The organism is Haloferax marinisediminis, from assembly GCF_009674585.1.
Lineage (GTDB): Archaea > Halobacteriota > Halobacteria > Halobacteriales > Haloferacaceae > Haloferax > Haloferax marinisediminis.
The window spans coordinates 1444311-1466880 of the sequence record NZ_WKJP01000001.1; the positions used below are offsets into that span (position 1 = coordinate 1444311).

Annotated in this window: 37 protein-coding genes; 5 read left to right on the forward strand and 32 right to left on the reverse strand. The window is 62.2% G+C overall.

From position 1 onward, the window contains the following. Positions 1-23: 23 nt before the first annotated feature. Together GJR98_RS07450 and GJR98_RS07455 are read right to left on the reverse strand one after the other, a co-directional pair. Entirely contained in the window at positions 24-350 is a 327-nt protein-coding gene (locus GJR98_RS07450; RefSeq protein ID WP_151136974.1) for a hypothetical protein, read from the reverse strand. After that, positions 347-1354: a DUF7490 domain-containing protein gene (locus tag GJR98_RS07455; protein ID WP_151136976.1), complete on the reverse strand. Its 1008-nt coding sequence runs from the start codon at positions 1352-1354 to the stop codon at positions 347-349. The genes GJR98_RS07450 and GJR98_RS07455 overlap by 4 nt, the downstream gene beginning before the upstream one ends. A gap of 115 nt (positions 1355-1469) precedes the next feature. Here GJR98_RS07455 and GJR98_RS07460 point away from each other — a divergent pair, with 115 nt between their 5' ends. Together GJR98_RS07460 and GJR98_RS07465 are read left to right on the forward strand one after the other, a co-directional pair. Then, positions 1470-1625 carry a DUF1059 domain-containing protein gene (locus GJR98_RS07460; protein WP_151136978.1) on the forward strand — a complete coding sequence of 52 codons (156 nt, stop codon included), beginning with the start codon at positions 1470-1472 and terminating at the stop codon, positions 1623-1625. Positions 1626-1676: 51 nt separating this feature from the next. Then, positions 1677-2081 (forward strand): universal stress protein, encoded by a 405-nt coding sequence (locus GJR98_RS07465; RefSeq protein WP_151136980.1) that lies wholly within the window; start codon positions 1677-1679, stop codon positions 2079-2081. A gap of 8 nt (positions 2082-2089) precedes the next feature. Here the strand turns inward: GJR98_RS07465 and GJR98_RS07470 are convergent, their stop codons facing one another. From GJR98_RS07470 to GJR98_RS07495, 6 genes are all read right to left on the reverse strand, one after another. After that, entirely contained in the window at positions 2090-2827 is a 738-nt protein-coding gene (locus tag GJR98_RS07470) for a hypothetical protein (RefSeq protein ID WP_151136982.1), read from the reverse strand. 99 nt (positions 2828-2926) lie between these two features. Continuing rightward, positions 2927-4168: an ornithine cyclodeaminase gene (locus GJR98_RS07475; protein WP_151136984.1), complete on the reverse strand. Its 1242-nt coding sequence runs from the start codon at positions 4166-4168 to the stop codon at positions 2927-2929. A 108-nt stretch (positions 4169-4276) separates the two neighbouring features. Beyond that, positions 4277-4780, reverse strand: a complete 504-nt coding sequence (locus GJR98_RS07480) for a hypothetical protein (protein ID WP_151136986.1) — start codon at positions 4778-4780, stop codon at positions 4277-4279. 72 nt (positions 4781-4852) lie between these two features. Beyond that, on the reverse strand, positions 4853-5791 hold the full coding sequence (locus GJR98_RS07485; protein WP_151136988.1) for an alpha/beta hydrolase: 939 nt from the start codon (positions 5789-5791) through the stop codon (positions 4853-4855). Then, on the reverse strand, positions 5788-6144 hold the full coding sequence (locus GJR98_RS07490; protein ID WP_151136990.1) for a hypothetical protein: 357 nt from the start codon (positions 6142-6144) through the stop codon (positions 5788-5790). The genes GJR98_RS07485 and GJR98_RS07490 overlap by 4 nt, the downstream gene beginning before the upstream one ends. 79 nt (positions 6145-6223) lie before the next feature. Further along, positions 6224-6937: a hypothetical protein gene (locus GJR98_RS07495; RefSeq protein WP_151136992.1), complete on the reverse strand. Its 714-nt coding sequence runs from the start codon at positions 6935-6937 to the stop codon at positions 6224-6226. 228 nt (positions 6938-7165) lie between these two features. On the opposite strand from GJR98_RS07495, the gene GJR98_RS07500 reads away from it, so the two are divergent. From GJR98_RS07500 to GJR98_RS07510, 3 genes are all read left to right on the forward strand, one after another. Then, positions 7166-7732 (forward strand): LURP-one-related/scramblase family protein, encoded by a 567-nt coding sequence (locus GJR98_RS07500; RefSeq protein ID WP_225316380.1) that lies wholly within the window; start codon positions 7166-7168, stop codon positions 7730-7732. 171 nt (positions 7733-7903) lie between these two features. Continuing rightward, positions 7904-8470 (forward strand): LURP-one-related/scramblase family protein, encoded by a 567-nt coding sequence (locus GJR98_RS07505; protein ID WP_225316381.1) that lies wholly within the window; start codon positions 7904-7906, stop codon positions 8468-8470. Next, a complete protein-coding gene (locus GJR98_RS07510; RefSeq protein WP_151136994.1) occupies positions 8467-9132 on the forward strand; it encodes a protein-L-isoaspartate(D-aspartate) O-methyltransferase in 666 nt (221 codons plus the stop codon). The genes GJR98_RS07505 and GJR98_RS07510 overlap by 4 nt, the downstream gene beginning before the upstream one ends. 48 nt (positions 9133-9180) lie before the next feature. On the opposite strand, the gene secY is transcribed toward GJR98_RS07510, so the two are convergent. The 24 genes from secY to GJR98_RS07630 are packed head-to-tail and all read right to left on the reverse strand — an operon-like array spanning position 9181 to position 22566. Beyond that, the gene (gene secY / locus GJR98_RS07515; RefSeq protein ID WP_151136996.1) at positions 9181-10650 is read right to left on the reverse strand and encodes a preprotein translocase subunit SecY; all 1470 of its coding nucleotides are present in this window, start codon (positions 10648-10650) and stop codon (positions 9181-9183) included. A 3-nt stretch (positions 10651-10653) separates the two neighbouring features. Continuing rightward, positions 10654-11157, reverse strand: coding sequence for an uL15m family ribosomal protein (locus GJR98_RS07520; protein WP_151136998.1), 504 nt, complete (start codon positions 11155-11157; stop codon positions 10654-10656). Beyond that, a complete protein-coding gene (locus GJR98_RS07525) occupies positions 11154-11618 on the reverse strand; it encodes a 50S ribosomal protein L30 (protein WP_151137000.1) in 465 nt (154 codons plus the stop codon). Before GJR98_RS07525 ends, GJR98_RS07520 begins: the two co-directional genes overlap by 4 nt. Continuing rightward, positions 11618-12262 (reverse strand): 30S ribosomal protein S5, encoded by a 645-nt coding sequence (locus tag GJR98_RS07530; RefSeq protein ID WP_151137002.1) that lies wholly within the window; start codon positions 12260-12262, stop codon positions 11618-11620. Before GJR98_RS07530 ends, GJR98_RS07525 begins: the two co-directional genes overlap by 1 nt. Continuing rightward, the gene (locus GJR98_RS07535) at positions 12259-12813 is read right to left on the reverse strand and encodes a 50S ribosomal protein L18 (RefSeq protein WP_058571910.1); all 555 of its coding nucleotides are present in this window, start codon (positions 12811-12813) and stop codon (positions 12259-12261) included. The genes GJR98_RS07530 and GJR98_RS07535 overlap by 4 nt, the downstream gene beginning before the upstream one ends. Continuing rightward, on the reverse strand, positions 12813-13268 hold the full coding sequence (locus tag GJR98_RS07540) for a 50S ribosomal protein L19e (protein WP_058571911.1): 456 nt from the start codon (positions 13266-13268) through the stop codon (positions 12813-12815). Before GJR98_RS07540 ends, GJR98_RS07535 begins: the two co-directional genes overlap by 1 nt. Further along, the gene (locus tag GJR98_RS07545; protein ID WP_151137004.1) at positions 13268-13981 is read right to left on the reverse strand and encodes a 50S ribosomal protein L32e; all 714 of its coding nucleotides are present in this window, start codon (positions 13979-13981) and stop codon (positions 13268-13270) included. The genes GJR98_RS07540 and GJR98_RS07545 overlap by 1 nt, the downstream gene beginning before the upstream one ends. Next, complete coding sequence (locus GJR98_RS07550; protein ID WP_151137006.1) at positions 13981-14517, reverse strand: 50S ribosomal protein L6; 537 nt, start codon at positions 14515-14517, stop codon at positions 13981-13983. Before GJR98_RS07550 ends, GJR98_RS07545 begins: the two co-directional genes overlap by 1 nt. A 4-nt stretch (positions 14518-14521) precedes the next feature. Continuing rightward, positions 14522-14914 (reverse strand): 30S ribosomal protein S8, encoded by a 393-nt coding sequence (locus GJR98_RS07555; RefSeq protein ID WP_058571914.1) that lies wholly within the window; start codon positions 14912-14914, stop codon positions 14522-14524. Positions 14915-14917: 3 nt separating this feature from the next. Then, positions 14918-15094 carry a 30S ribosomal protein S14 gene (locus GJR98_RS07560; protein ID WP_151113216.1) on the reverse strand — a complete coding sequence of 59 codons (177 nt, stop codon included), beginning with the start codon at positions 15092-15094 and terminating at the stop codon, positions 14918-14920. Continuing rightward, positions 15091-15609, reverse strand: a complete 519-nt coding sequence (locus GJR98_RS07565) for a 50S ribosomal protein L5 (protein WP_151137008.1) — start codon at positions 15607-15609, stop codon at positions 15091-15093. The genes GJR98_RS07560 and GJR98_RS07565 overlap by 4 nt, the downstream gene beginning before the upstream one ends. Further along, complete coding sequence (locus GJR98_RS07570) at positions 15606-16307, reverse strand: 30S ribosomal protein S4e (RefSeq protein ID WP_151137010.1); 702 nt, start codon at positions 16305-16307, stop codon at positions 15606-15608. Before GJR98_RS07570 ends, GJR98_RS07565 begins: the two co-directional genes overlap by 4 nt. Next, positions 16304-16660 carry a 50S ribosomal protein L24 gene (gene rplX / locus GJR98_RS07575; RefSeq protein WP_058571918.1) on the reverse strand — a complete coding sequence of 119 codons (357 nt, stop codon included), beginning with the start codon at positions 16658-16660 and terminating at the stop codon, positions 16304-16306. The genes GJR98_RS07570 and rplX overlap by 4 nt, the downstream gene beginning before the upstream one ends. Before the next feature lies 1 nt (position 16661). Then, positions 16662-17060, reverse strand: a complete 399-nt coding sequence (locus GJR98_RS07580; RefSeq protein ID WP_151137012.1) for a 50S ribosomal protein L14 — start codon at positions 17058-17060, stop codon at positions 16662-16664. Then, positions 17060-17404, reverse strand: coding sequence for a 30S ribosomal protein S17 (locus GJR98_RS07585; protein WP_151137014.1), 345 nt, complete (start codon positions 17402-17404; stop codon positions 17060-17062). The genes GJR98_RS07580 and GJR98_RS07585 overlap by 1 nt, the downstream gene beginning before the upstream one ends. Continuing rightward, positions 17395-17826 (reverse strand): ribonuclease P protein component 1, encoded by a 432-nt coding sequence (locus GJR98_RS07590; protein ID WP_151137016.1) that lies wholly within the window; start codon positions 17824-17826, stop codon positions 17395-17397. Before GJR98_RS07590 ends, GJR98_RS07585 begins: the two co-directional genes overlap by 10 nt. Next, the gene (rpmC, locus tag GJR98_RS07595; protein ID WP_058571921.1) at positions 17827-18039 is read right to left on the reverse strand and encodes a 50S ribosomal protein L29; all 213 of its coding nucleotides are present in this window, start codon (positions 18037-18039) and stop codon (positions 17827-17829) included. It abuts the gene before it with no gap. Continuing rightward, positions 18040-18933 (reverse strand): 30S ribosomal protein S3, encoded by an 894-nt coding sequence (locus tag GJR98_RS07600; RefSeq protein WP_151137018.1) that lies wholly within the window; start codon positions 18931-18933, stop codon positions 18040-18042. It abuts the gene before it with no gap. Further along, positions 18933-19394 (reverse strand): 50S ribosomal protein L22, encoded by a 462-nt coding sequence (locus GJR98_RS07605; protein WP_151137020.1) that lies wholly within the window; start codon positions 19392-19394, stop codon positions 18933-18935. Before GJR98_RS07605 ends, GJR98_RS07600 begins: the two co-directional genes overlap by 1 nt. A gap of 4 nt (positions 19395-19398) precedes the next feature. Beyond that, positions 19399-19821 (reverse strand): 30S ribosomal protein S19, encoded by a 423-nt coding sequence (locus GJR98_RS07610; RefSeq protein ID WP_151137022.1) that lies wholly within the window; start codon positions 19819-19821, stop codon positions 19399-19401. Between the two features lie 2 nt (positions 19822-19823). Beyond that, complete coding sequence (locus GJR98_RS07615; RefSeq protein ID WP_151137024.1) at positions 19824-20549, reverse strand: 50S ribosomal protein L2; 726 nt, start codon at positions 20547-20549, stop codon at positions 19824-19826. Positions 20550-20551: 2 nt separating this feature from the next. Then, complete coding sequence (locus GJR98_RS07620) at positions 20552-20803, reverse strand: 50S ribosomal protein L23 (RefSeq protein ID WP_151137026.1); 252 nt, start codon at positions 20801-20803, stop codon at positions 20552-20554. Then, complete coding sequence (gene rpl4p, locus GJR98_RS07625) at positions 20800-21546, reverse strand: 50S ribosomal protein L4 (RefSeq protein WP_151137028.1); 747 nt, start codon at positions 21544-21546, stop codon at positions 20800-20802. The genes GJR98_RS07620 and rpl4p overlap by 4 nt, the downstream gene beginning before the upstream one ends. A gap of 3 nt (positions 21547-21549) precedes the next feature. Beyond that, positions 21550-22566, reverse strand: a complete 1017-nt coding sequence (locus tag GJR98_RS07630; protein ID WP_151137030.1) for a 50S ribosomal protein L3 — start codon at positions 22564-22566, stop codon at positions 21550-21552. Positions 22567-22570 lie beyond the last annotated feature (4 nt).

The following is a 22570-nucleotide window of genomic DNA, read 5'->3' on the forward strand; positions in this document are numbered from 1 at the left end:
CTCGTCGGCGACCGAGACGTCGGTCACTTCTTCGTCAGCCGCCGAAGTTGGATGGAGATGCCGAAGGCCGCACCGAGGAGTAACACGAGGTTGAACGCGGCTTGGAACGGCGCGCGGAACTCGGGGTTCACCCACGTCGAGATGGTCTGTGAGGCGTTGAGGTAGAACTGCAAGGCCGCGATGAGTGCCAGCAGCAGCAACCCGACGAGGACAGCGTAGTCGAGATAGCGGCGCAGGCGTGCGGCGAACTCACGGTTCTCCCGTTCGGTTGGGTCGTCGTCCGGGTCGGGGACCGTCTGGGTCCGTTGGGCCTTCTTGGTCCCCGATTTCGTTGGCGTCTCGTCGCTCATTGGCTCCACCTCCGGGCGACGAACGCAGTGGCACAGAGCGCCACGAGTGCGACGACGGCGCCGAATCCGGGCGCCGAAGACTCGGTCCGGGTCGGTTCGTAGTCGCTTGCTTCAGGGGTCCGTTCTCTGTCGTCTTCGAAGTCTTCGACACGCAGTTCGACTTCTTCTGTGGTCTCGTTCACGCTAATCGTCCTCGTTGGGTTCAGGTTCGCCGCGCCACGAGCGGAGTCGATGACGACTCCATCTCGGAGCAACACGACGTCGATGTAGTAGTTGTACTCGTTCGGTACGGTCGCCGTCGCGTCCACGGACTCGGTCCGGCCGGCCTGGATGGTGCCGGCGTCGACTGTCGTCCGAGAGGCGACGATGTTAGACTCGGCCTGCCGGAGGACGAACGTGACCGAGAGGTCTTCGGCCGGTTGGTCACCGGTGTTGACGAGCGTCGCAGTCAGGTCGAGTGTGGTTCGGTTCTCGCCAGCGTCGGCGATGGAAAACGAGACTGGCGGGAGCGATTCGGACTCGGTGAACGACGTGGTCGATTGGAGGTACGGCGGCTTGATAGCCGAGACACCTCGGATGCTCTTTCGCGCCTCGTCGACGCGCTCGGCGTCGCGGTAGAGGACGACTTCGATGTCGTAACCTCCCTCTCGTGGGACGGTGAGGTTGGCAGTTGCGGTCGCTTCACCGTCACGGGTGAGCGTGCCGACGTCGACTCGTTCCGTCGTCGTCACCAGTCCCGACTCGGCGTCGATTGCTCGAACGAGCACGCTCACGTTCTGGGTCGGGTTTCGTCTGTGGTCGATTCGTGTCTCGATACCGAGTGTAACCGTCTCTCCCGTGGCAGGGCCCGCCGCGATGGAGACGTCCGCGACGTCGACCGGGCCGGGTCGAACCGGACCGTCGTCCGTCGGGTCCGCGAGGACACCGGGGACGAGGACAGCGGAGACGGCGGCGACGATGAGGACACCGACGGCCCCGCCCGCGAGGAGGGCGTTTCTATCCATAGTCGAGTGACATTTTCCGGTCGGTAAATGTTTTGTCCCTGATTAGTCTCGGACTGAGAACGTCTTCGGGACCGTACATGCGACTTTTGACGACAGCAATCGTAGGTTATGTGGCATGTCCGAGATGCAACAAGCAACCTGTTCGTGTGGGTTCAGCGTAACGTCCGAGAACGAAGACGAACTCGTGATGATTATCCAGAACCACGCACACGACACACACGGAAAAGAGATGACAGTCGCAGACGTAAAGGCGATGGCGAAGCAGGTCTAGCCGTCACTGTTGGGGTGTGGATTTTTATAGAACGGCGTCAGGATATGTTGCATGGCAACGTACGTTATCGGCACGAACTCTGTCCACACGAGTGCCGAACTCTGTGACTACCTCTCGCGACGAATAGAGACCGGCGACGTCGTTCACGTCGTCAACTCGCACAAAGGCGGCGACAGCACCGACAGCGACGACGTTCGCGACGGCGACGACGCGTTGAACGTCGTCTCCTCTCGCCTCGGCGACTTCGTCACCGTCGAGACACACCAGTTCATCCGCGGCAACGACCCGGCCGAAGACATCCTCGAGTGTGCCCAAGACCAGAACGCCGACGAAATCGTCATCGGCGTCAGAAAACGGAACCCGACCTCGAAAATCGTCTTCGGGAGCACCGCACAGGACGTCCTCCTCTCTTCGAACGTTCCGATGGCAGTCGTTCCGTTAGAAACAGTCTACTGAGGCGCGTCTCAGTTTCCGGGCCGGTATTCGACGAGCGTCATCTCGAAGACCGGTTCGTCGTCACCTTCCTCTTCGTAGAACGCCATGTATCCCGGGAGTGGACTCTCGGGGGAGACACAGCTCTCCCAGAACACACTGCCGTTCATCTGAACCACGAAGTACGCACAGTCGAGGCCGGCGTACGACGAGGTGCGCTCGACTGTGAAACTCACGTTCCCGTTGGTTCCAGAGGCTTCCCATCCATCGCCAACTTCGAGGGTTTCACCGTCGACACCGCTGTAGTACGGAGAGTTGAATCCGACCGTCGCAATCGACCCGGAGGGACTCCCGGAGAGTTCGCTGTAGAGTTGGTCCCGCGAGGCGGTCACGGTCTGCTCACTCGTCGTCTCCTCGGCGTCGACCTTCGTTCGGATGGTCACTTCGTCTTCGGTCGCAGAGAGGACTTCCCACTCGTACGTCGCCGTGTCGTTCAGGTTCGGCGACGTAATCTCGTAGCGGTAGTACTGGCCTTCTCGGAACTGTTCGTCCCACGACTGATTGAAGTCGAACGCCATCGACGACGAACTGTCTTCACTGCTGCTGCTGTCACCAGACTCGCCAGTGTCACCGTTCGTCGTGTCGCCGTCGGCAGTGTCCGCGACGGTCGTCGTCTGTGTTGCCGTTGCGCCGTCACCACCAACGCCACCTGAACACCCGGCCACGAGGACCAGGAGGGCGACGAGGAGGGTCTTCCACATTGAGTGCATACCCCTACCGACGCCGGTCGGCACTATAATAGTCTCGTGTGCCAGAGTGTCTCGGATTCGAGACGATTTAGACGAGATTCGTTTCGACGAGAAGAGGCGTTACTCGGCCGGTTCGTCGAGGACTTTCTCGGCGAGCGTCGGGACGAACGTGCCGATGTCGGTCACCATCCCAATCGCCTGCGACGACCCGCGGTCGAGCAGTTGCGTGACGGTTGCGGGGTTGATGTCGACACAGACGGTCTTCGCAGACGACGGCAGGCAGTTGCCGACGGCGACAGAGTGGAGGAGCGTCGAGAGCATGAGCACCATGTCGGCCTTGTGGGCCTGTTCTCGGATGGCGTTCTGTGCCTCGATGGTGTCGGTGATGGTGTCTGGAAGCGGCCCGTCGTCGCGGATAGACCCAGCGAGAACGTACGGAACGTCGTTCTTCACACACTCGTACATCACACCTTCTTTGATGAGGCCCTCTTCGACGGCCTCGGCGATGCCGCCTGCTCGGATGACTTCACTGATGGTGTAGATGTGGTGTTTGTGCCCCTTTCGTGGGTGCTCCATCGTCTCCATATCCATCCCGAGGGAGGTGCCGTAGAGTCCGCGTTCGATGTCGTGGGTGGCAAAGCCGTTGCCAGCAGAAATCATGTCGATGTAGCCCTCGCGGATGAGACGCGCGAGTGCGTCACCGCCGCCGGAGTGGATGAGCGCCGGCCCGGCGACGACGAGGACCTTCCCACCTGCTTCTTTCGTCTCGCGGAGTGCGTCGGCGATTTCGCCGATGAGTGAATCCGACGGACGCTCCGAGGAGACACCGCCTTGCATGAACCCGAACGGACCTGACGAGTCACGGGGGCGCTCTGGAGGCTTGACACGGATGCCTGCCTCGTCGGTGACGATGAGGTCGCCTTCTTCGACGCTGTTGAGAACTTTCGTGTAGGCGCGTGGCCCCTCGGGTCCGTCGGGGTCGACGACGATTGCACAGTCCATCTCGATGTTTTCGACCGAGAGCCAGTCGCCCTCGTACCGAACGTCGGTCGGATGGTTGGTCGTGGAGTAGAACCCGACTGGGACGACCTGGTCTGCAGGCGACGGCTCGACACGAGCGTCGACCGGTTCGGTGAGGTTGGCCCCGATTTGGTGGAGTTCGTGGAGAATCTCCTGGAGTAGCTTCTCGTCGTCCGCCGAGACGGCCATCCGGCAGTACGACGTCTTGTCCTTCTGTTTCCCGACGTCGAACTGCTCGACGTCGAACTCGCCTCCGAGGTCCATCACGAGACCGAAGGCCTGTTGCATCATCCCGGAGTCGATGATGTGGCCTTCGAGTTCGACCGTACGTGTGTGGGTCATTGGCGGAGAATTGACTGTGGGGGCAAAATGGGTTACGGACACGACAGTCCAACCGTCGGTTTGCGACCATCGAAACGGAGCGTCAGAAAAAACAGTGAGTGGACGCGCTCAGAAGAGCAGGCCTTTGAACAGGTTGGCGATGGTCCAGACAGCCTTGTCGACGAAGTGGCCGTCCTCACCGGTGACACGGATTCGGTCGTCGCGGACCGCCTGTTCGACTTCGGCCAGTGGGTTAGACGACGACGCAATCGCTTCGAGTGTCGCGCGGTCGGTGCTGATACGCATCGATGCGTCCGGATTTGGCTCCGCCGCGACGTCGACGATACGCATGTCGTCGTCGACGCTCGCGGAGTACACGTGTGTCTCGTCGCCGTCTTCGATGTAGACGTTCACCGTCTTGCCGGCGATGAGGCCACGGGCGAACGAGACGTCGAACTGGTCGGCGTTCTGGTTGTACAGCGCGACACCCTCTTCGAGAAGTTGGAGCATCTCTTCGTCACTCGGACTCTCGGACTCCTGTGCGACGACGGGAGCCGAAGCGGTGACGAGCGCGATGGCGAGGAACACAGAGACGAGACGGCGAGAACGAACGAGGCGGCGGATAGGTGACATAGTCGAGACTCCTTTGGCGGCTGACGACATAATGATTCTCACGACTATTCAGAAAATTGTCCAGAGTGGCTGTTAGATCGTGTTAAGGAACGACCGCAGATGACCGAACGTCTGTTCGAAGGTTCGGTCGTAGTGGTCGAAGTGGTCTGCAGGGAGTTCGACGAACGTTGCATCGATGAGTTCGTCGGCGAGCGCGGCGACGTCGTCGGCAGGGGCGAGTTCGTCGCGTGTTCCGGCGACGAGGAGGACTGGGCAGGTAATCTCTTCTGGGTCCGAGAGCGCTCGGTAGCGGAACATCGAGAGGAACACGCGGGCCGGCGTCTCGTCGCGCCAGGCACTCCCCGGCGGGACGAGTTCTCGGTACGCTCCGCGTGTCCCGGGGTCTTCGAAGACGGCCATCGACGCGCCATCACCGACGACCGGAACGCGGTACGGTCCGAGGAGTCGTGACTGAAGTTTGTCGCGGACGCCAGCGACGAGTGCAGCGAGCGTTCCTCGAACGCCACGGCCACCCATCACTCCCGTGCCGTCGAGCATCGGGTTCTGTGCGACGACGGCCGCGACACGGCCATCTTCGGCGGCCGCACGGAGTGCGTAGCCACCGGAGAGCCCCGCCCCCCAGAGGATGAGACGCTTCGAATCGATTTCGGGGCGTTCACGCAGTCCGTCGAGTGCTGCGTGCCAGTCTGCAACCTGCGAGCCGGGAGCGACGAGATTTCGCGGTTCGCCGTCCGAATCACCAGTGTTCCGGTAGTCGAAGAGGAAGGCGGCGAACCCCGCTTCGGCTAACCGCTCGGCGTAGGTTCGGAGGCCAAAGCGACGTTCTGCGGCGAGTTCTCCGGCCATGACGACGACGGGCGGTGTCTCGACACCGTCAGGGCGGTACAGCCAGCCTGCGCAGTCCGTCCCGTCACTCTCGAAGCTGAGGCTGACTCGTGAGTAGTCGAAGTGTGAGGGCCGGCGTGGCCCCCGCGCGGCCGGTGGTTTCCCGCGATGACGCCACGCGCTCACGCTGTCCCCTCCTCGTAGATACTGTCGAGGACACGTTCGGACAGTTCCACGTCGTCTATCTCGTAGCGGTTGTACGCGCGAATCCAGTCGGCTTCGAGACGCCACGTCGCCTGTACGTCGCCCTCACTCCGCAGAATCGTCGCGTCGACGGTCGTCGGTTCCAGCGCCTCGTCGTTCGCGAGTTCGAGGAACGCCGTGACTGCTCGCCCGACTTCACCGTGGTCGGGTTCGACGTCTGGAAACGCCGTGAGATAGGTCATAGACACGTGGTCGTCGATGGAGAGAGACTCGACACTGATACCGTTCCCACGAAGTGCTTCCTCGACGGTGGCCGTCGGTTCGAGGTCGTTCATGGAACGTGGTACGGTACCCGTCGGCTAAACGTTTGCCGCGCGACAGGACAACTGAGCGGGCGACGCCTCTCTCCGCTGACTACGCCTCTGTATCGAGACGACGCAGCGCGTCGTGGAGTGAAAACAGTGGTTCGATGTCGCCAGCGGCGTAGTCGACGAGAAGGCGGGTGAGTTCGGCGTGTGTGTGGGTGTGGTCGAGGCCGGCGACGACGCCGTCGACGAACTGCTCGCCGAGGGCCTCACCGACGTGCGCACCTTTCACGTGTCTGTCGTCGATGCCAAGGCGGTCGAGATAGTTCGGTGGCAGGTCGTAGTCGTCGTACCAGACGGTCGGTTGGGCGATACCTGCCTCGTCGCATGCCTTCCAGAGCGCGGGAATCTCTCTGTTGGGGCGGACCGCGTTCGGGTACGCTGTCGCGGCGAGCGTCCCGAGGTCGACGTGGTTCGAAAACAGTGCGTCCACGCGGGACGGTGCGTCGGGCCACACGCCCTCGTCTGCGACTGTCGTGGCCCACGCCCGGAGGTGGTGCTCGTCGAAGAACTCGCCGTTGTACGTGACGACTGGGCCACCGTGTGCCTCACACCACTCGACGACCCTCCGGAGGAGGTCTGCTGTGTGTTCTGCCTCCCAGCCACCGTCGCGAAGGAGCACTTCGACCTTGGCGTCTCCGTCACCGTCGTGGTAGCCAAGCCCGACCGCGACCAGCTCGAAGTCGGCAGTGTTCTGGAAGTCGGTCGGTTCTCCACGCGGGCTAGCCGTCTCGATGTCGAGTGCGAGTCGCCCCTCGTTCATACACTGTGAGTCTCAAATCGAGTACAAAAATCGGCCGGCTCGACTCCGAAACGAGTCACTCCTGTCTCGGCGATAGTGCTGAACGAAGTGTCATAATTCGATAGACACGACCGGGATTGGTCGCGTCTCGCTTCCCGAAACCCTCCCCCGAGATAGAACGTCGACACCACCAGAAATACCAGTCAGATGTCCAACATCTAAATACTTTCTGCCAGCGTCTACCTGCCTATGGCCCGAAGACCAAGAGCAGCAGCCCGACGGGAGCGGCGTGAACAACGCGGTATCGGACGGCGAGGTGGGCCGAGCGACTGGGAACGGTACAGAATGACGCAGCGACTCGTCGCTATCGGTGACGACTACTACGTCGAAAATCAGGCCGGCATGCGGGCGTTCAAAATCGACGGGAAGGTGCTCCGTGTCCGCGAGACGCTCAAGATGGACGACCTCCAATCTGGCGACGAGTACAAGATTCAAGAGCGAATCGCTCGCGTCAGAGAGACCATGACCATCCAGAAGAACGGTCGAAAGGCGGCAGTGGTACACAAGGCGGTCGTTACCCCGCTCCGAGACCGCTTTACCGTCTCTCTCGTCGGCGGGCCTGACCTGCGGGTCCAGGGGAACATCGTCAACCACGAGTACAGGTTCATGCGAAACGGACAGCGAGTCGCAGAAGTGTCGAAGAAGTGGTTCCGCGTTCGCGATTCGTACGGTATCGAAGTCTCTCCCGAGATGGATGCTGGTCTCGTGGTTGCTTGTACTGCCGCCCTCGACATGATGGTCCACCCAACTCGGTAAGCAAAGACACGGAGATGTGCTCTCCACGACTCGTTTTTCGAACTCGCTCGAACGAACCAGTTCTACCCTCGTCTGTTCACAGGACGCTCTCACGACGGTGAACGTCGGGTCTCACCGACATTCAAATCAAATATCGTACAGTTTCATTCACTGTCCACGCGATATGTCGGTATGGCTCGAAGACCACGGGCGGAGACGCGGCAATCACGACGAGAAGGACGTGGGAGGGGACGACGTGGAGGAAAACGCGAGTGGGACCGCTACAAGATGACCCAGAAACTCGTCTCCATCGGGGACGACTACTACGTCGAAAATCACGCCGGGGCGAAGGTGTTCAAAGTCGACGGGAAGGTGCTTCGTGTCCGCGAGACGCTCAAGATGGACAACCTCCAGAACGGCGATTCGTACACCATCAAAGAGCGAATCGTCCGCATCAAGGATACGATGACGATTCACAAGAACGGTCGTCCGGCGGCGACGGTGAAGAAAGCGCTCGTCACCCCACTTAGAGACCGGTTTACCGTCTCCATCCACGGCGGGCCGGACCTCCACGTGAAAGGCAACATCCTCGACCACGAGTACAAACTGATGCGCGACGGTGAGCGAGTCGCAGAAGTGTCGAAGAAGTGGTTCCGCGTCCGCGACACCTACGGCATCGAAGTCGCACCCGAGATGGACGACGGACTCGTCGTCGCCTGTACTGTCGGCCTCGATATGATGGTCCATCCGACTCGGTGAGCGACGACGGAATCGAGCAGGCACGCAAGAACCTCGTCACATCCCTCCGCGAGCGAGGTTACATCTATACGAGGAGAGTCGAGCGGGCGATGGGAGCAGTCCCCCGACACGAGTTCGTCCCCGACGCCGTTCGTGGCCGTGCCTACGCGGACGAACCACTCGATATCGGTCATGGGCAGGTCGTGACTGCGCCACACCTCGTCGCCCAGATGACCGAACTGCTCGAACTGCGGCCGGGACAGACGGTCCTCGAAATCGGAACCGGAAGCGGGTACCATGCGGCCGTTCTCGCAGAGATGGTCGGCCCCGAGAACGTCTTCACCATCGAGCGGGTTCCCGCCCTTGCCGAGTCTGCTCGCGATGCACTCAGCCGAACTGGCTACGGTTCCGTGACGGTCATCGTCGCTGACGGGTCCGGTGGACTCCCCGACGAGGCACCCTTCGACCGTATCAACGTCACGTCTGTCGCCCCGGAGATTCCCGACCCGCTCGTCTACCAACTCGCCGACGGTGGGCGGATGGTGATTCCACTCGGCCCTCGTGGCGGGTCACAGGAGTTGGTGCTCGTCACAAACGTGGATGGACGAGTCGAGCAGACGAACTACGGTGGTGTTCGGTTCGTTCCGCTCATCGGTGAACACGGGTTTGCTGACGAAGAGTGAGTGATGCCTCTCACCGATTGGCTAAAATGAAAATGTGACCGCGGTTCCTTACTCGCTGCCGAACATCTGGCGCATCATCGGGTGCATCTCCATGAGCTGCTCCTCGGCGATCTCCTCGTACAGCTTGTACGTGATGGAGACCGTAAGCAGCAGCCCCGTCCCGGAGACGGCACCGATGGTTCCCAGCATGTTCGCCATGACGGCGAGCAGGCCGACCAACGCGCCACCGATGACGGTCACTTGCGGGATGTACCGCTCCATGACCTTCTCGATGACCTGCGGGTTACGTCGGAAGCCGGGAATCTGCATCCCGGAGTTCTGAATCTGTCGTGCAGTCGCCTCGGGGCCCATGCCGGTCGTCTCGACCCAGAAGATTGCGAACACCGCACCACCGACGATCATGAAGACCAGGTCGATGAGCACGCGGATTGCAATGTCGAGTGGGTCAGCCGACGTGAGGCCCAGGAACCACATCCAGTCGGAGCGCGACTGGATGGGCGCGAGGTAGTAGAACAGGCCACCGGTGACCTGTCCACTCGCGTACTCGCCAAGCCACGCGGGCATCCCCGCCCACTGGCTGTCGAGAATGCGCCCGAGGAACTGGATGTTCGCCTGCAGGGCGCGGACGAGGATCATCGGCAGGACGCTCGCGTAGATGAGCTTCACCGGGAAGCGACCGCGGGCACCCTTCACACGAGCGTGCGACAGGGGAATCTCCACGCGGACACTCTCGGCGTACACGACGATAGCGAAGATGAGTACCGTCGTTGCAAGCGCGAGCAGTTGACCCTGACCGAGGAAGATGGTCGACAGCAAGTCAGTCGGCGAACTCGGCAGCTGAACGGAACCGGTGAAGATTCCGATCCACGTCGGGAAGAAACCCGACGCACCACCGAGGCCTTGCCAACTGAACAGCCCACCGACGAGCTGCTGGCTGACACCGGCGATGATGAACAGCCCAACACCGGAGCCGACGCCCCACTTGCTGACAATCTCGTCCATGAACAGGATGAGGACACCACCGACGGCGATCTGCGCGAAGATGAGTACCTCCACGCCGAACGTGCCGATACCGAGCGCAGATGCGACGGCAGGGTCGGCTGGCAGGAATCCGCCAGCGAACACCATCGGAACGCCCGTCAGGACAATCATGACCCCGACGAGCAGCTTTTGAAGTCCCTGATAGAGGACCTGATCGCGCGGGTTGTTGTTGGTGTCCAGCCCGAGCAGGTCAGCACCGCCAAGCAGTTGTAAGACGATGCTCGCCGTGACGATTGGACCGATACCCAGTTGGAGCACCGAGCCCTGCTGTCCGGCCAAGATGGAGCGGAACTGACCGAAGAGGTCGTTCGCAGCCCCAGCGTCGACACCGAACAGCGTCACGTTCGTCAGGAAGAAGTACAGGACGAGGATACCACCAGTCCACCCGAGTTTCCGGCGGAACGGTACGTGTCCCTCCGGTCGGGCGACTGAAGGCATCCGCGCCAGCACTGGTTCGGCGGCGTCCTTCCATCCCATGATTTATTCCTCGTTATCGTCGTCGGCGTCAGCCTCGGCTTCCGCTTCGGCTTCAGCCGCTTCTTCTGCGCGTTCGGAGAGTTCGGCGCTGCCGCCAGCCTCTTCGATGAGTTCGACGGCACCGGCGGTGAATGCGTCAGCGACGACGTTCAGTTCGTTGCGAACTTGGCCGCCACCGAGCACCTTCACGACGTCCGCGTCCCAGCCGTCCTCGGCCACGTCGCGAGCGTCGATGGTGTAGGCGTCACCGTCTTTCTCGGCGAGTCCGTCTGCGGCGAGGAGTGCAGCGTCCTCGTCGAGCTTCTGGACCTTGACTTCGGCGACGGTGTCCTGCAGGGTGTCCGGTCGCTTGAAGCCGTGCTTGCCGAGCGGTTCGTAGTTGTGGAATTCGTGCTTGTCGCGCCCGGCACGGCCACGGCCACCACGGTGTCCGGCACCACGCCGGTTCTTGTGGGTACCGCCGCTGTGGGTCCGGGAGCCACGCTGGCGTCGTTTCTTGGACGTCATCGCATTGCCTCCAGGAGTTCGTCGATCTGCTCGGTCTCGTGCTTACCGAGCTGACCGCCTTCCTTCGTGACGTGCTTCTGGCCGCGGTGGCCACCACGTGCAGGGTGGAGTCGGAGCACCGGGGAGACACCCTGCTTTCGCAGCGTCGTCTCCTCGTCGTAGACCGCCTGCGCGAGCGAGGCGATGTCGTCGTAGTCGGTGTTCTCGGAGACCCACTCGTCGGTGATGTCGGCGTCGCCCTCTTCGGGCTCGGCGCGCGTGCGGATGAGGGTCTCGACGACGTCGACACTCGGCGTGCCGTGTGCGACGTAGTCGTTGACCTTCGTGATCATGCCACGGTAGGTGTCCGACTCGGGGACGAACGTTGCGTGGTTCACGCGGGTGATGTTGAGCATCTTCAGCGTGTCACGAACGTCCTGTGCCATGTTGACTTCACCGCGAAGTTGAACGATAGCCTGCATTAGTCGCGCACCTCCTGACGGACTTCACGAGCGCGTCGCGGCGTACGGGACTGCGACGCGTTCTTGAGTGCGTTGTACGTTGCCTTTGCGAGGTTGACGGTCGTCCGCGTGTTCCCGTCGCTCTTGGTCCAGGCGTCCTGGACGCCGGCGAGTTCGAGGATGTTGCGGACCGTCTCTGCGGCCGCGAGGCCGAGACCCTGCGGTGCTGGGATGATTCGAACCGTCACAGAGCCTGCTTTCCCTTCTGCCTTGCGGGAGAGGGAGTTGAGGCCGCCTGCGCGGTCTTCCCAGGAACCGGAGCCGCGGTCAACCTTGATAATGTTCAGTTTCGCCACCTCGATCGCTTTCTGGATAGCGCCGCCGACCTGATCGTCGCGGGCTTCAGCGTAGCCGAGGTAACCGTCACGGTTGCCGACTGCAACGACACACCGGAACTTCACCCGGCGGCCAGAGTCGGTCATGCGCTGAACCATGTTGATGTCGAGAACTTCGTCTTCCAGTCCGGGGAGGAGCTGGTCGACAATCTGGGGCTCCTTGAGCGGAAGCCCGGTCTCGAGCGCCTGGTCCATCGACGTGACGTCGCCGTTCTGCACCATGCGGCCGAGCCGCGTTCGCGGCTCCCAGCCGTTGTTATTTCTGCTCATTCGTCCTCCTGAAGGTTCCCGAGCACTTCGTCGAAGTGGTCGGGGAGGTTCGTGGCGTCGAAGTCTCCACTGTAGAGCGGCTCGTCGAGCTGCTCTGCGTACTCAGCGATGTGGACACCGCGGTTGCGGTCCCAGTCTGCGAGCACTGCGTCGTTGTGGGGGATTTCGAGGCCAGCGTCGATAGCACCCTCTTGCACTGCGAAGACCTTGTTTCCGGGCGTGGCCGTGTTGAGGCCGATGTCGAGGACTGCTTCCTCGACGCCGGCGGCCAGTGCCCGCTTACCTGCCAGGTACCCCGTGAGGTACGCGCTCGGGAGGTTGCCCGTTGGGGCTTCCCAGCCGTACTCGGCGAGGTCGGCAGAGGTCGCTGCAGCGTGGGTCTCGTCGCCCTGCGGGCCCGGCGTGACCAGCTGCGCCCTGACGTGCTTGTTGCTCACGCGAGCAACGAGGCGGGGTTTACCCGATTTCAGCAGGCGCAACCTTTGATGGTAGTCCGTCCGGACTTCGCGGCGGCGACGCATCGGAACCTTGTATCGTGGTCCTGTCGCCATTATTGAATCTCCACCTGGTAGTTGTTCTGGATGTATGCTTCGAGCCGGTCCACGCTGTCGAATTCGCCACCGGACGCCTTGTTGTAGAGCGAGCGGTACTGGGTACGGTCGAGCGTACCGTCGTCACGCAGCTCTTTCAGGCGACGGCGCTGGGCGCGGATTCGGCTGACCCATGCGTCTTTCTTGTTCTTCCGAGCGCCGGAACGGCCCTTGCGGGAGCCGGCACCCTTGCGGTGACCGTAGGAACGCTTGGCGGCGCGCTCGCGTGCGCGACCTTTCGAGTTGCCCTTGGCGTCCTTGGCGCGAATCGTGCCCTCGTCGACGAGTTCACGGATGTCTTCGCGCGTGATGGCCTCCGCGATGTCGGACTGTGCCTCAGGGTCGAACCAAACACGACCCTTGCCAACGTCGAGGACGTCAGCGGCCATGCGCTTCTGTGCTTTCAGGTCCGTCATCAGTTATCCACCTCGACTTCGACGTAGGTGGGGTTGAGAACGCGAATCTCGCGCTCTTCAGCCACTTCCTCGATGCGCTCGCGCTTGCGCGCGCCGACCGAGGACGCGATACGAACAGCCTGCGTGTCACCGTCGACGCCTTCGAGGTCGTCCGTGTTGAACACACGAACTTCCTCGAAGCCGGACGGGTGCAGACCACGGGCGGCCTTCGGCGTGCGGTAACCCGCCTGAACCTTGGGGCCTTTGCCCTTGATGCCGCGTCGCTGCTTGGAGAGACCACCACGGGGGCGCCGCCACGACGTGGGCGTGCGCTTCTTCTTGTGGTAGTCCTGCCGGTTGAACTGCGGCTTGCCTTCGCGGCGCTTCTGTGCGAGTGCCGCTGCCTTCTCGGCGTCGAGTTCGGGCTTCTTGTCCGCGTAGCCGCGGGGGCGAAGTTCCGTCTCGACGTCTTCGGCAGGCTCTTCTTCGGCTTCTTCGGCTTCGGCGGACTCGTCTTCGACCTCAGCCTCCGACTCTTCGGAGACTTCCAGGCCACCGACGTCGGCTTTGATACGCGCGGCGAGCGCGTTACCAATGCCATCGGCTTCGGCCAGTTCGGACTGGCTCGCAGCCTTCACGTCGTCGACAGTCTCGAAGCCTGCTTCGCGAAGCGCGTCAGCTTTCGACGGGCCGACACCGCTGATGTCTTCGAGTTCGGTGATTTCTTCCGACATTAGGCACCACCAGTCTTGGGTTTCTGGGTGATGTACACGCCGTCGGTGAACACGCGAGTGTCCTTGTCCGTGACGCGAGTGAGTTGTTCGATGTCGGCGGCAGTCTGCCCGACGTCCTCCTTGCTGGGGCCGCTCAGGGTGACTTCTTCGCCGTCGACCTGTACCTGGGTGTCACCGCGAACTGCTGCTCGTCGCGGGGACTTCTCGCCGAGGAAGTTCTTGATGACGACTTCGTCGCCTTCGACGTTCACTTGCATCGGGAAGTGAGCGTAGTGGACTTCCATCTGGTACTCCCATCCCTCGGTGACGCCGTGAAGCATGTTGTTCACGTGGCTCTCGAAGGTGCCGATCGTCGCGTTCGTTTTCGCGTTCTCGACGTCGGTTTCGATGACCACGGAACCGTCTTCGACGGTGACCGAGACGTTCGGGTACCACAGGCGCTTGGTGACGCTACCGTTGGAACCCTCGACGGTGAGTTCGAGGTTGTCGACCTCGGCGGTTACCTCGTCCGGGATTTCGATTTCTATTCGGCTCATTGTTCTAGTAGACGTAGGCGATAATCTGGCCACCGATGCCCTGTTCGCGGGCCTCGTAGTGGCTCATGACGCCGTGGCTCGTCGTGACGATGAGCGCCCCGTAGTCACGGGCGGGGAGGAACTGCTTCTCCCATCGCTCGAAGTCGTCAGCACCCGCGGAGTACCGCGGCTTGACGGCGCCACACTTGTTGATTGCGCCTTTCAGTTCGACCTCGAACTTACCGGCCTTGCCGTCGTCGACGAATTCGAAGCCGTCGACGTACCCGCGGTCGTAGAAGACCTCGAGGACGGAGCCGATGATGTTCGAGGCGGGCTGGATCTCGTGGGACAGGTGTCCGACGCTCTCGGCGTTGTTCACACCGGAAAGCGCGCTACTGAGTGGATCGTTGTCAGCCATATATTATCGGTACTTCTTGAATCCCATCTCGCGGGCAATCTCTCGGAAGCACTGGCGGCACAGGTTGATGTCGTACTTGCCGACAAGTCCCTGCTTTCGCCCGCAGCGCCGGCACTCGTTCTCCTGGCCGGTGCGGCGGGTCGCGTGCTCGCCCGTCTGTTCTGTTTCGCTATCGCTCATTCTTCAACCTCCACGTCGAACGTGGATTCGATGAACGCGACGGCGTCCTCGACGGTCATCCGGTGGGATGACGGAATCTGTCGAGAGCGCTTGTCGCGCTTTTTCACACGGTATCCGGGGCGGACGAGGTTGACCGTCACGTCCAGGCCGTAGATACCGATCTGCGGGTCGTACTCCTGACTCGGGAACTCGGTGTGCTCTGCGACACCGAAACCGAAGTTACCCGTCTCGTCGAACGACGAGAACGAGAGGTCCGCGATTGGGAGTGCGGTCTCGAGGAACTCGACGGCGGCGTCGCCGCGGAGCGTAACCTTCGCGCCGACGGGTTCGCCCCGACGGACACCGAAGTCCTGCGAAGCACGGCCGGAGACCGTACGAACGGACTCCTGTCCCGTGATCTCTTCGAGGATGTCTTCGGCTTTCGCGAGTTCGCGACCACCTTCGCCGACGCCCATGTGGACGACGACTTTCTCGATACGCGGGTCGCGCATCGCGTGGAATTCAGCTTCGCTCATTCGTCATCACCCGTGAAGTTCTCGTCGATGACGACGACGTACTGTTCGATGGTCTCGAACGCGCCGTCTTCGGTCTCGACGACAACGGAGTTGTTTCCGCTGCCCTTCGTCGTGATAATCTCGGTGACTTCACCGATTTCGCCGGCGTGGGAGCCAGCGACGGCAGTGACGAGTGCGCCTTCCTCGTACGGGAAGTGCACGACGACGTCCTTCGTCTCGTTGTCGACGACGATGGAGTCCTTGTTGCTGTACTCCGAGGCGTCGTCGACGACGAGGTTCGAGCCGTCGTGAAGCGTCAGCTGGAACTTGCCGCCAGTGACCTGCGTCTTGCGGACGATCTTTCCGAGTCGGCTGGATGCCGAGTCGGCGTCGATGGGCGTCAGTGCGAGACGGCCACCCTCGTCGGGGAAGACACGGTAGTATTCGTCACGCTCGGTGAACGCCAGGATGTCGAACATCCCGATGGGACGGCGAACGTCGGATGCCGCGTCGCCGTTGACCAGAACACTCTGGTTGTTGAGGGCGTACTTGGCTTCCTTCTTCGAGTCCACGTAGCCGAGCACGTCGCGCAGGACGATGAGCAGGGGAACCCCTGCCTTGCCGTGCGGACCGGCACCGGCTTTGACCGTGAACGTGCCTGTCTTGCGCTCGACCGGCCAGGACTTCGGTACGGACAGTCGCTTCTGGTGTCGAGTCATTCGTTATCCTCCTTGAGTCGGGCCTCGCGCACGTCGTCTTCGAGGTCCAGTTCCGTCACGCGGACGTTACTGGCCTGAAGGGGTCGTGGGACCTCCTCACCGTCGGCTTTTGCCACAGTGACGCCTTCGACGTAGATGACGGCGTCCTTGAGGTCGACCTCGGTGACTTCGCCATCTTCGCCGGCGAAGTCGCCACGGAGTACCTCCACGGTGTCGCCCACGTTGACGCGGACGTTCCGGGTGTCGTACTCCTCGCGGAGGTCGGCCGACAGCGGTGCGCGGACCTGCTTTTGCCGCTCGTGGAGCGGCGCATTGCGAACTTCGTTTCGCTGTTTGCGCGGTTGTCGGGTCATACTATACAATCATCGTAGCCGTCGATGCGATACTCCCGAAGCGCTCGGCCACTTCGCGTGCGACGGGTCCTTTAATCTCGGTCCCGCGAGGCTCTTCCATCTCGTCGATGATGACGGCGGCGTTGTCCTCGAACTTCACACGCGTCCCGTCCGGCCGGCGGAAGGATTTCCGCTGGCGGACGATGACGGCTTCGAGCACCTGGCGGCGCATCTCTGGGGTACCTTTGGTAACCGAGACGGTCACCTTGTTCCCGATGCCTGCCTTGGGGTGTCGGTTCTTCGTGCCGGAGTAACCCGCGACGCTGATAACCTTGAGTTCGCGTGCGCCGGTGTTGTCGGCACACGTGATCAGCGAGCCACGAGCGACGCCTTTGGTGATGTCTGCTTTGAGCGCTTCCATCACTCGTCACCCCCGATGATTTCAACCACAACGTGTGATTTGGTCTTCGAGAGCGGGCGTGTCTCCGCAATCTTTACTTCGTCACCGACAGCGACGTGGTCGAGCACGCCCGGCACGTGTGCCGGAATGCGCGAACGTCGCTTCATGTAGCGGTCGTACTTCGGAACGAATACGTCGTACTCCCGCTCGACGATGACGGTCTTTGCCATGTCCGTCGAGACGACTTTGCCCTCCAGGGTCTGACCCCGGACGGAGAGCGAGCCGTAGAACGGACATTTTTCGTAGTCGTAAGCCTCGGATTCGTCGGGTTCCGGAGGCATTGGAACGTCTAGTCCTATCGCCATTTCGAGTCACCTGTAGTTTCGGTGCGTAGGGCGGGTCGTGAGAGCAGTTGTGAGCCATCCACCGTAACGTAGGCCATGCCCTCGCAATTCCCAATGTGGGAAGCGGCCGATGATGAGTCGGCGCGCCGGCCAGACTGACTGGCATCTAATCCGCCAGTAGTATCCGACCGAAGTTTGGACGTGGTCCCCGACACCTTCGCAGCGCCGGCGGCTTCATCTGTGCACGGAATCTCAAATTCGAAGGTCGCCCCTCGTTTCGGCACCTGCCGCACCCGAGTCCCATCGTCGACCATCAGCGTACGCATCGTCTCGACGACGATACGCCCGGCTATCCCGACAAGGTCGGGGTTCGCCGCGTCGACGACCTCTACAGAGAGGCCGTTGAGTTCGTGTCGCGCGAGGGTCTCGGGTGTCAGTGGCATTTATTCTTCGTCGAGGTCGCCTTCTTCGCCCTGAATCGTCTTGATTCGGGCGATAGTCTTCTTCAGTTCAGAGACGCGCCCCGGGTTGTCCGGTGCGCCACCCGCGGCCTGAACGGCCTTGGCGTTGAGCAGTTCGGTCTCGAGCTCTTCGAGCTCGGCGACGCGCTCTGCGGGCGTCATGTCGCGAATCTCTTCGGTGTAGAGGATTGCCATTTATTCTTCCTCCTCTTCGTCGTCGTCTTCCATCTCGGCAACGAGGTCGGCCGCCTCTTCGGCGACATCTTCGTCGAGGTCTTCCTCGACGGCTTCCTCGTCGGCGTCGGCCTCGTCCTCGACGACTTCTTCGTCGAGGTCTTCCTCGACGGCTTCCTCGACGACTTCCTCGTCGACGGCTTCCGTCTCGGGTTCGGCTTCGACGTCCTCGGAGACGTCCGGAACTTCTTCCGGTTCCTCTTCGAGGAGGTCTTCGACGCTCTCGGTCTCTTCGATCTGTTCGACCGCTTCAGGCTGGGCGTCTTCCTCGACTTCGAAGTCGTCGGGGAGGCGCGCACCCGGCGGGATGATCTTGACCGTGACGCCGATGGTACCGAGCTTCATGACTGCGACGCCCTGGCCCTCGTCGACGATTTCCTGTGCGGGTTCACCGTTGTGCTTGATGTAGCCACGGTTGAACTTCTCCACGCGCGAGCGAGCGCCCGTGACCTTGCCGGAGAGGACGATTTCGGCACCGAGGGCGCCGGCGTCCATGATACGGTCGATGGTCGTGTGGCCCGCTTTGCGGAAGTACCAGCCACGCTCGAGTGCGTTGGCGAGGCGGTCGGCGACGATCCGGGCGTTGAGGTCCGGCTCGTCGACTTCCTGCACGTCGATCTGGGGGTCGTCGAGGTTGAATCGCTCTTCGAGTTCCCGAGTCACCTTACGGATGTTTTTCCCACCCTTTCCGATGACCATACCGGGCTTCTCGGCCTTGAGCACGATCTGCGTGCCCATGGGCGTCTTCGCGACGTCCATGCCGCCGTAGCCGGCGCGGCCGAGCTCTTCGGCGAAGAACTCGTCGATCTGGGACCGCTGCAGTCCGTTCTCGATGAATTGGTGTTCGTCAGCCATTATTCCTCGACCTCCTCGATGATGAGTTCGACGTCACAGATTGGGGTGTTCCACGGGTCTGCCCGGCCGAAGGCGCGGGGCTTGCGACCCGGACGTTCGCCGACCTTGTGGGCGGCGACGTGTTTGATTTCCATGGCTGGGCCGTCGAATCCCTGTTCGGTCGCGTTGTTGCGGACGTTCTCGAGGAGCTCGAGGAACGCCTTGGACGCTTTCTCAGGGTATCGTCCTGCGTCCCAGCCCTCGATGTCGCTTCGGTGACCGACACCGGAGTTGTGCTGCTTGAACGGAACCGAGCGCTCGCCGTCGATGACGGCTGCGAGGTAGTCCTCGGCGTCGGCGACGGTCATCCCCTTGATGGCGCGGGAGATGGCCTTGCTGTGCTTGAGGCTGATGGGCCGGTCCCGGAGCATACCCTTGGCCGTGGAGTCCGGGTCGGCCTCGACGCTGTAATTGATTCCCATGGTTTTACTTGAGCGGCACGAACTTCGAGGACCGGGTCGCGCCGATACCGGCCTGACCGTGGGTCACTGACGAACGGGTCAGCTGGAACTCGCCAAGGTAGTGCCCGATCATTTCGGGCTGAATCTTGACGCGTTCGAACTCCTGACCGTTGTAAACGGCGAAGGTGAGACCGACGAACTCGGGGAGAATCGGCATGTCACGCAGGTGCGTGCGGACTGGCGCGTTTGCCGTCTCCTCTTCCGTCTTGTCTTCGACCTTCGCGAGCAGTTTTTCGTGCTCAGTGGACAGGCCACGGGTGATGGTTCGCCGCTGACGAGCGGGGAGCAGTTCCGCGACTTCGTCGAGGTCCATATCCTGGAGCTCTTCGAGCGTGTAGCCACGGTAGGTGAACTCACCTTCGCGGCCGGTACGGTATTGCGTGCTCATGATTACTTACCTCCCTTGCCACCGCGACCGGTGCGTTTGGAGGCGATGTCACCGACCTTCCGTCCCGGCGGGGCGTCCCGCGAGACGGACTTCGGCTGACCGGGGTGCTGGCGGCCACCGCCACCGAACGGGTGGTCGACGGCGTTCATTGCAACACCACGAACGCGCGGCCACTTGATACCGCGCGCTTTCATCTTGTGGTACTTCTTCCCTGCCTTGACGAACGGCTTCTCCGTGCGGCCGCCACCGGCGACGACGCCGATGGTGGCACGGCACTCGGGGTTGAGGCGCTTGACCTCACCCGACGGCAGCTTCACGACAGCGACCTTGCGGTCGTGCGAGAGGAGCTGCGCGCTGACACCGGAGGCACGGGCGAACTTCCCGCCGTCGCCGGGCTGGCGCTCGACGTTACAGACGGGGACACCCTCAGGAATCTCGGCGAGGGGCAGCGTGTTGCCGGGCTTGATCTCGGCGGAGACGCCGATCTGAAGCTCTTCACCGACAGTGATGCCCTCGGGAGCGAGGATCATGCGCTGTTCGTCCTCGAATTCGACGAGGGCGATAGGCGCACTGCGGGCGGGGTCGTGCTCGATGCCGACGACCGTACCCGAGATGGTGTCTTTCTTCTCAGACTTCTTGTGCGACAGTTCGGCCTTGTAGCGGTGCGACGGCGCCCGGAAGGTGGACGAACCGCGACCACGACGCTGGCCCTGAATTCGGCGTCCCATGGTTAGAACACCCCAATTCGCGACGCGACTTCCTGCGCGTCGTCGTCTTCAGAGAGACGAACGGTTGCTTTCTTTTTCCCTTTCATCGTGACCTGTGTGTTGATCTTCTCGACGGTCACGTCGTAGCGCGACTCGATTTCGTCCGAAATCTCGGACTTGGTCGCGTCGACGTGGACGATGAACTGGAGCTTGTTCTGGAAGTCCATCTGGTTCATCGCTTTCTCGGTGACCAGTGGGTGCTCGATGATGCTCATCGTTCTGCGACCTCCTCGAGTGCGCTTTCGGTGAAGAGCGTGAGGCGGCCGGCGTGCGTACCGGGCGCGAGGTCCTCGGCGGAGACGTTCGCCGCGGTGGCGACGTCGACACCGGCGAGGTTACGAGCAGCCTTCGAAGGCTCCTCGGACGTCACGAAGAGGATGGACTTCGGACGGGTGTACTTGCGGCCACGGAGCTTACCCTGACCGGCTTTCACCTTCTTGTTCTCTTCGGAGCGCTCGATGTCGGCGTAGACGCCGAGCGACTGCAGGAGGTCGACGACCTCCTTCGTCTTGACGAGGTCGTCGAAGTCGTCGGAGACGACGAGCGGAAGCTCGAGGTCATCGTCGAACTGGTGACCGCGCTCGCGGACGAGTTCGGGGTTCGCCGTTGCGGCGAGTGCCGAGCGGACTGCGAGTTTGCGCTCTTTCGTGTTGATTTCCTTCCCCTGGTCCTTCTCGGCCTTCGGCGGGTGTGCGCGACGACCGGAGACGGCGTGCGGGACACGTCGTGCGACGCCATTCTGGCGTGGGTCGTGCGACATGCCGCGACCGCTTCCCATGGACTCTGCCGGCGTTCGCATGCCAGCGTAGGGGTCGGCACCGTACGGCTGTTTTCGGTTTGCCTGAGCTGCGATGACTGCGCGCTTGATGAGGTCCGGACGGTAAGCCGTCTCGAAAACCTCAGGCAGGTCGATGCTGCCTGCGTCGTCACCGTTCAGGTCTCGGATAGTTGCCTGCATGGTTTAACCCTGGTTCGATGCGGTAGAGACGAAGCGCACCTCGGGGTCGAGGCGCGGCTGGTCGTTCGGCCGGACGGCCGGGCGGAACCGCAGAAGACGCTTGTTGGGACCCGGGAGCGAGCCCTTGATGAGCGCGTAGTTGCCGTCGACCTCGCCGTAGTTGACGAAGCCACCGTCGACGGAGGCGTCGTCGCCGTCGCCGAGGTCGATGAGGCGCTTGTTGAGCTCGGTGCGCTGGTGGTAACCAGTCTGACCGAGCTGCGGAACCGTCGAGCGGACACGCGACGGGTTCCATGGGCCGAGGTTGCCAATACGGCGTCTCCAACCCTGGCGGGCGTGCTTGCCCTTCCGCTTCTGGACGCCCCATCGCTTGACGGGACCTTGCGTACCCTTACCCTTCGTGACACCGGCGACGTCGAGATACTCGCCAGCACGGAACACGTCGGACATCTCGTGTACGCCACCCTCGCCAACGAGTTCGAGGGCGAAGTCGGCGCGCTCCACGAGGGAGCCGCCGCCGACGCGAGTCTCCATCACGTCGGGCTTCTTCTTAGGCACGTTCTTGAGTTCGGACGGGACCGTGTGCGTGATGACGCGGAGGTCATCGACTTCACCGGCCTCGACGGCCTCGCGAAGCGCTTCGGCGTCCTCTTCGAACGTGTCTTCTGCCGGAAGGTTGAGGACGCGGTCGAGTTCGTCGTGGAACTCGTTCGTCCAGACCTCAGTCTTCGGCTTCATACCGTACGACGTCTGCTCGTAGGCGCGAAGAGCAACAGCACGCATCGGTGGCGTCTCGACGACGGTCACCGGCACTGCTTCCTCCATACCCTCTCGGGGGGAGTCCGCTTCGTCGTTGACCATCATGACGTGGGTCATGCCGGCTTTGTAGCCAGCGAATCCCTGCAGTGCAGGAGAGCCATCGTCACTTGGCCACGACTTGATGCGCGGGACCTCTTTGGTCACACGCTTGCGTGGGCTGAAGCCCATCGAGCCTTTTCGTGGTCTGCTTGGTTGTGGCATGTAT

Coding starts and splice junctions, on each gene's coding strand:
- GJR98_RS07465 (WP_151136980.1), top strand. CDS start 1,677: ATGGCAACGTACGTTATCGGCACGAACTCTGTCCACACGAGTGCCGAA.
- GJR98_RS07615 (WP_151137024.1), bottom strand. CDS start 20,549: ATGGGACGCCGAATTCAGGGCCAGCGTCGTGGTCGCGGTTCGTCCACC.
- GJR98_RS07550 (WP_151137006.1), bottom strand. CDS start 14,517: ATGAGCCGAATAGAAATCGAAATCCCGGACGAGGTAACCGCCGAGGTC.
- GJR98_RS07605 (WP_151137020.1), bottom strand. CDS start 19,394: ATGGGAATCAATTACAGCGTCGAGGCCGACCCGGACTCCACGGCCAAG.
- GJR98_RS07565 (WP_151137008.1), bottom strand. CDS start 15,609: ATGAGCGAAGCTGAATTCCACGCGATGCGCGACCCGCGTATCGAGAAA.
- GJR98_RS07500 (WP_225316380.1), top strand. CDS start 7,166: ATGGCCCGAAGACCAAGAGCAGCAGCCCGACGGGAGCGGCGTGAACAA.
- GJR98_RS07460 (WP_151136978.1), top strand. CDS start 1,470: ATGTCCGAGATGCAACAAGCAACCTGTTCGTGTGGGTTCAGCGTAACG.
- GJR98_RS07600 (WP_151137018.1), bottom strand. CDS start 18,933: ATGGCTGACGAACACCAATTCATCGAGAACGGACTGCAGCGGTCCCAG.
- GJR98_RS07505 (WP_225316381.1), top strand. CDS start 7,904: ATGGCTCGAAGACCACGGGCGGAGACGCGGCAATCACGACGAGAAGGA.
- GJR98_RS07495 (WP_151136992.1), bottom strand. CDS start 6,937: ATGAACGAGGGGCGACTCGCACTCGACATCGAGACGGCTAGCCCGCGT.
- GJR98_RS07545 (WP_151137004.1), bottom strand. CDS start 13,981: ATGTCGGAAGAAATCACCGAACTCGAAGACATCAGCGGTGTCGGCCCG.
- GJR98_RS07630 (WP_151137030.1), bottom strand. CDS start 22,566: ATGCCACAACCAAGCAGACCACGAAAAGGCTCGATGGGCTTCAGCCCA.
- GJR98_RS07610 (WP_151137022.1), bottom strand. CDS start 19,821: ATGAGCACGCAATACCGTACCGGCCGCGAAGGTGAGTTCACCTACCGT.
- GJR98_RS07480 (WP_151136986.1), bottom strand. CDS start 4,780: ATGTCACCTATCCGCCGCCTCGTTCGTTCTCGCCGTCTCGTCTCTGTG.
- GJR98_RS07535 (WP_058571910.1), bottom strand. CDS start 12,813: ATGGCGACAGGACCACGATACAAGGTTCCGATGCGTCGCCGCCGCGAA.
- GJR98_RS07590 (WP_151137016.1), bottom strand. CDS start 17,826: ATGCCACTGACACCCGAGACCCTCGCGCGACACGAACTCAACGGCCTC.
- GJR98_RS07620 (WP_151137026.1), bottom strand. CDS start 20,803: ATGAGCATCATCGAGCACCCACTGGTCACCGAGAAAGCGATGAACCAG.
- rpmC (WP_058571921.1), bottom strand. CDS start 18,039: ATGGCAATCCTCTACACCGAAGAGATTCGCGACATGACGCCCGCAGAG.
- GJR98_RS07540 (WP_058571911.1), bottom strand. CDS start 13,268: ATGACGGACCTGAAAGCACAGAAGCGCATGGCCGCTGACGTCCTCGAC.
- GJR98_RS07570 (WP_151137010.1), bottom strand. CDS start 16,307: ATGACTCGACACCAGAAGCGACTGTCCGTACCGAAGTCCTGGCCGGTC.
- GJR98_RS07555 (WP_058571914.1), bottom strand. CDS start 14,914: ATGGCTGACAACGATCCACTCAGTAGCGCGCTTTCCGGTGTGAACAAC.
- secY (WP_151136996.1), bottom strand. CDS start 10,650: ATGGGATGGAAGGACGCCGCCGAACCAGTGCTGGCGCGGATGCCTTCA.
- GJR98_RS07475 (WP_151136984.1), bottom strand. CDS start 4,168: ATGACCCACACACGTACGGTCGAACTCGAAGGCCACATCATCGACTCC.
- GJR98_RS07530 (WP_151137002.1), bottom strand. CDS start 12,262: ATGAGCAGAAATAACAACGGCTGGGAGCCGCGAACGCGGCTCGGCCGC.
- rpl4p (WP_151137028.1), bottom strand. CDS start 21,546: ATGCAGGCAACTATCCGAGACCTGAACGGTGACGACGCAGGCAGCATC.
- GJR98_RS07490 (WP_151136990.1), bottom strand. CDS start 6,144: ATGAACGACCTCGAACCGACGGCCACCGTCGAGGAAGCACTTCGTGGG.
- GJR98_RS07580 (WP_151137012.1), bottom strand. CDS start 17,060: ATGGAAGCGCTCAAAGCAGACATCACCAAAGGCGTCGCTCGTGGCTCG.
- GJR98_RS07525 (WP_151137000.1), bottom strand. CDS start 11,618: ATGCAGGCTATCGTTCAACTTCGCGGTGAAGTCAACATGGCACAGGAC.
- GJR98_RS07560 (WP_151113216.1), bottom strand. CDS start 15,094: ATGAGCGATAGCGAAACAGAACAGACGGGCGAGCACGCGACCCGCCGC.
- GJR98_RS07470 (WP_151136982.1), bottom strand. CDS start 2,827: ATGCACTCAATGTGGAAGACCCTCCTCGTCGCCCTCCTGGTCCTCGTG.
- GJR98_RS07585 (WP_151137014.1), bottom strand. CDS start 17,404: ATGGCGATAGGACTAGACGTTCCAATGCCTCCGGAACCCGACGAATCC.
- GJR98_RS07520 (WP_151136998.1), bottom strand. CDS start 11,157: ATGACGTCCAAGAAACGACGCCAGCGTGGCTCCCGGACCCACAGCGGC.
- rplX (WP_058571918.1), bottom strand. CDS start 16,660: ATGACCCGACAACCGCGCAAACAGCGAAACGAAGTTCGCAATGCGCCG.
- GJR98_RS07455 (WP_151136976.1), bottom strand. CDS start 1,354: ATGGATAGAAACGCCCTCCTCGCGGGCGGGGCCGTCGGTGTCCTCATC.
- GJR98_RS07450 (WP_151136974.1), bottom strand. CDS start 350: ATGAGCGACGAGACGCCAACGAAATCGGGGACCAAGAAGGCCCAACGG.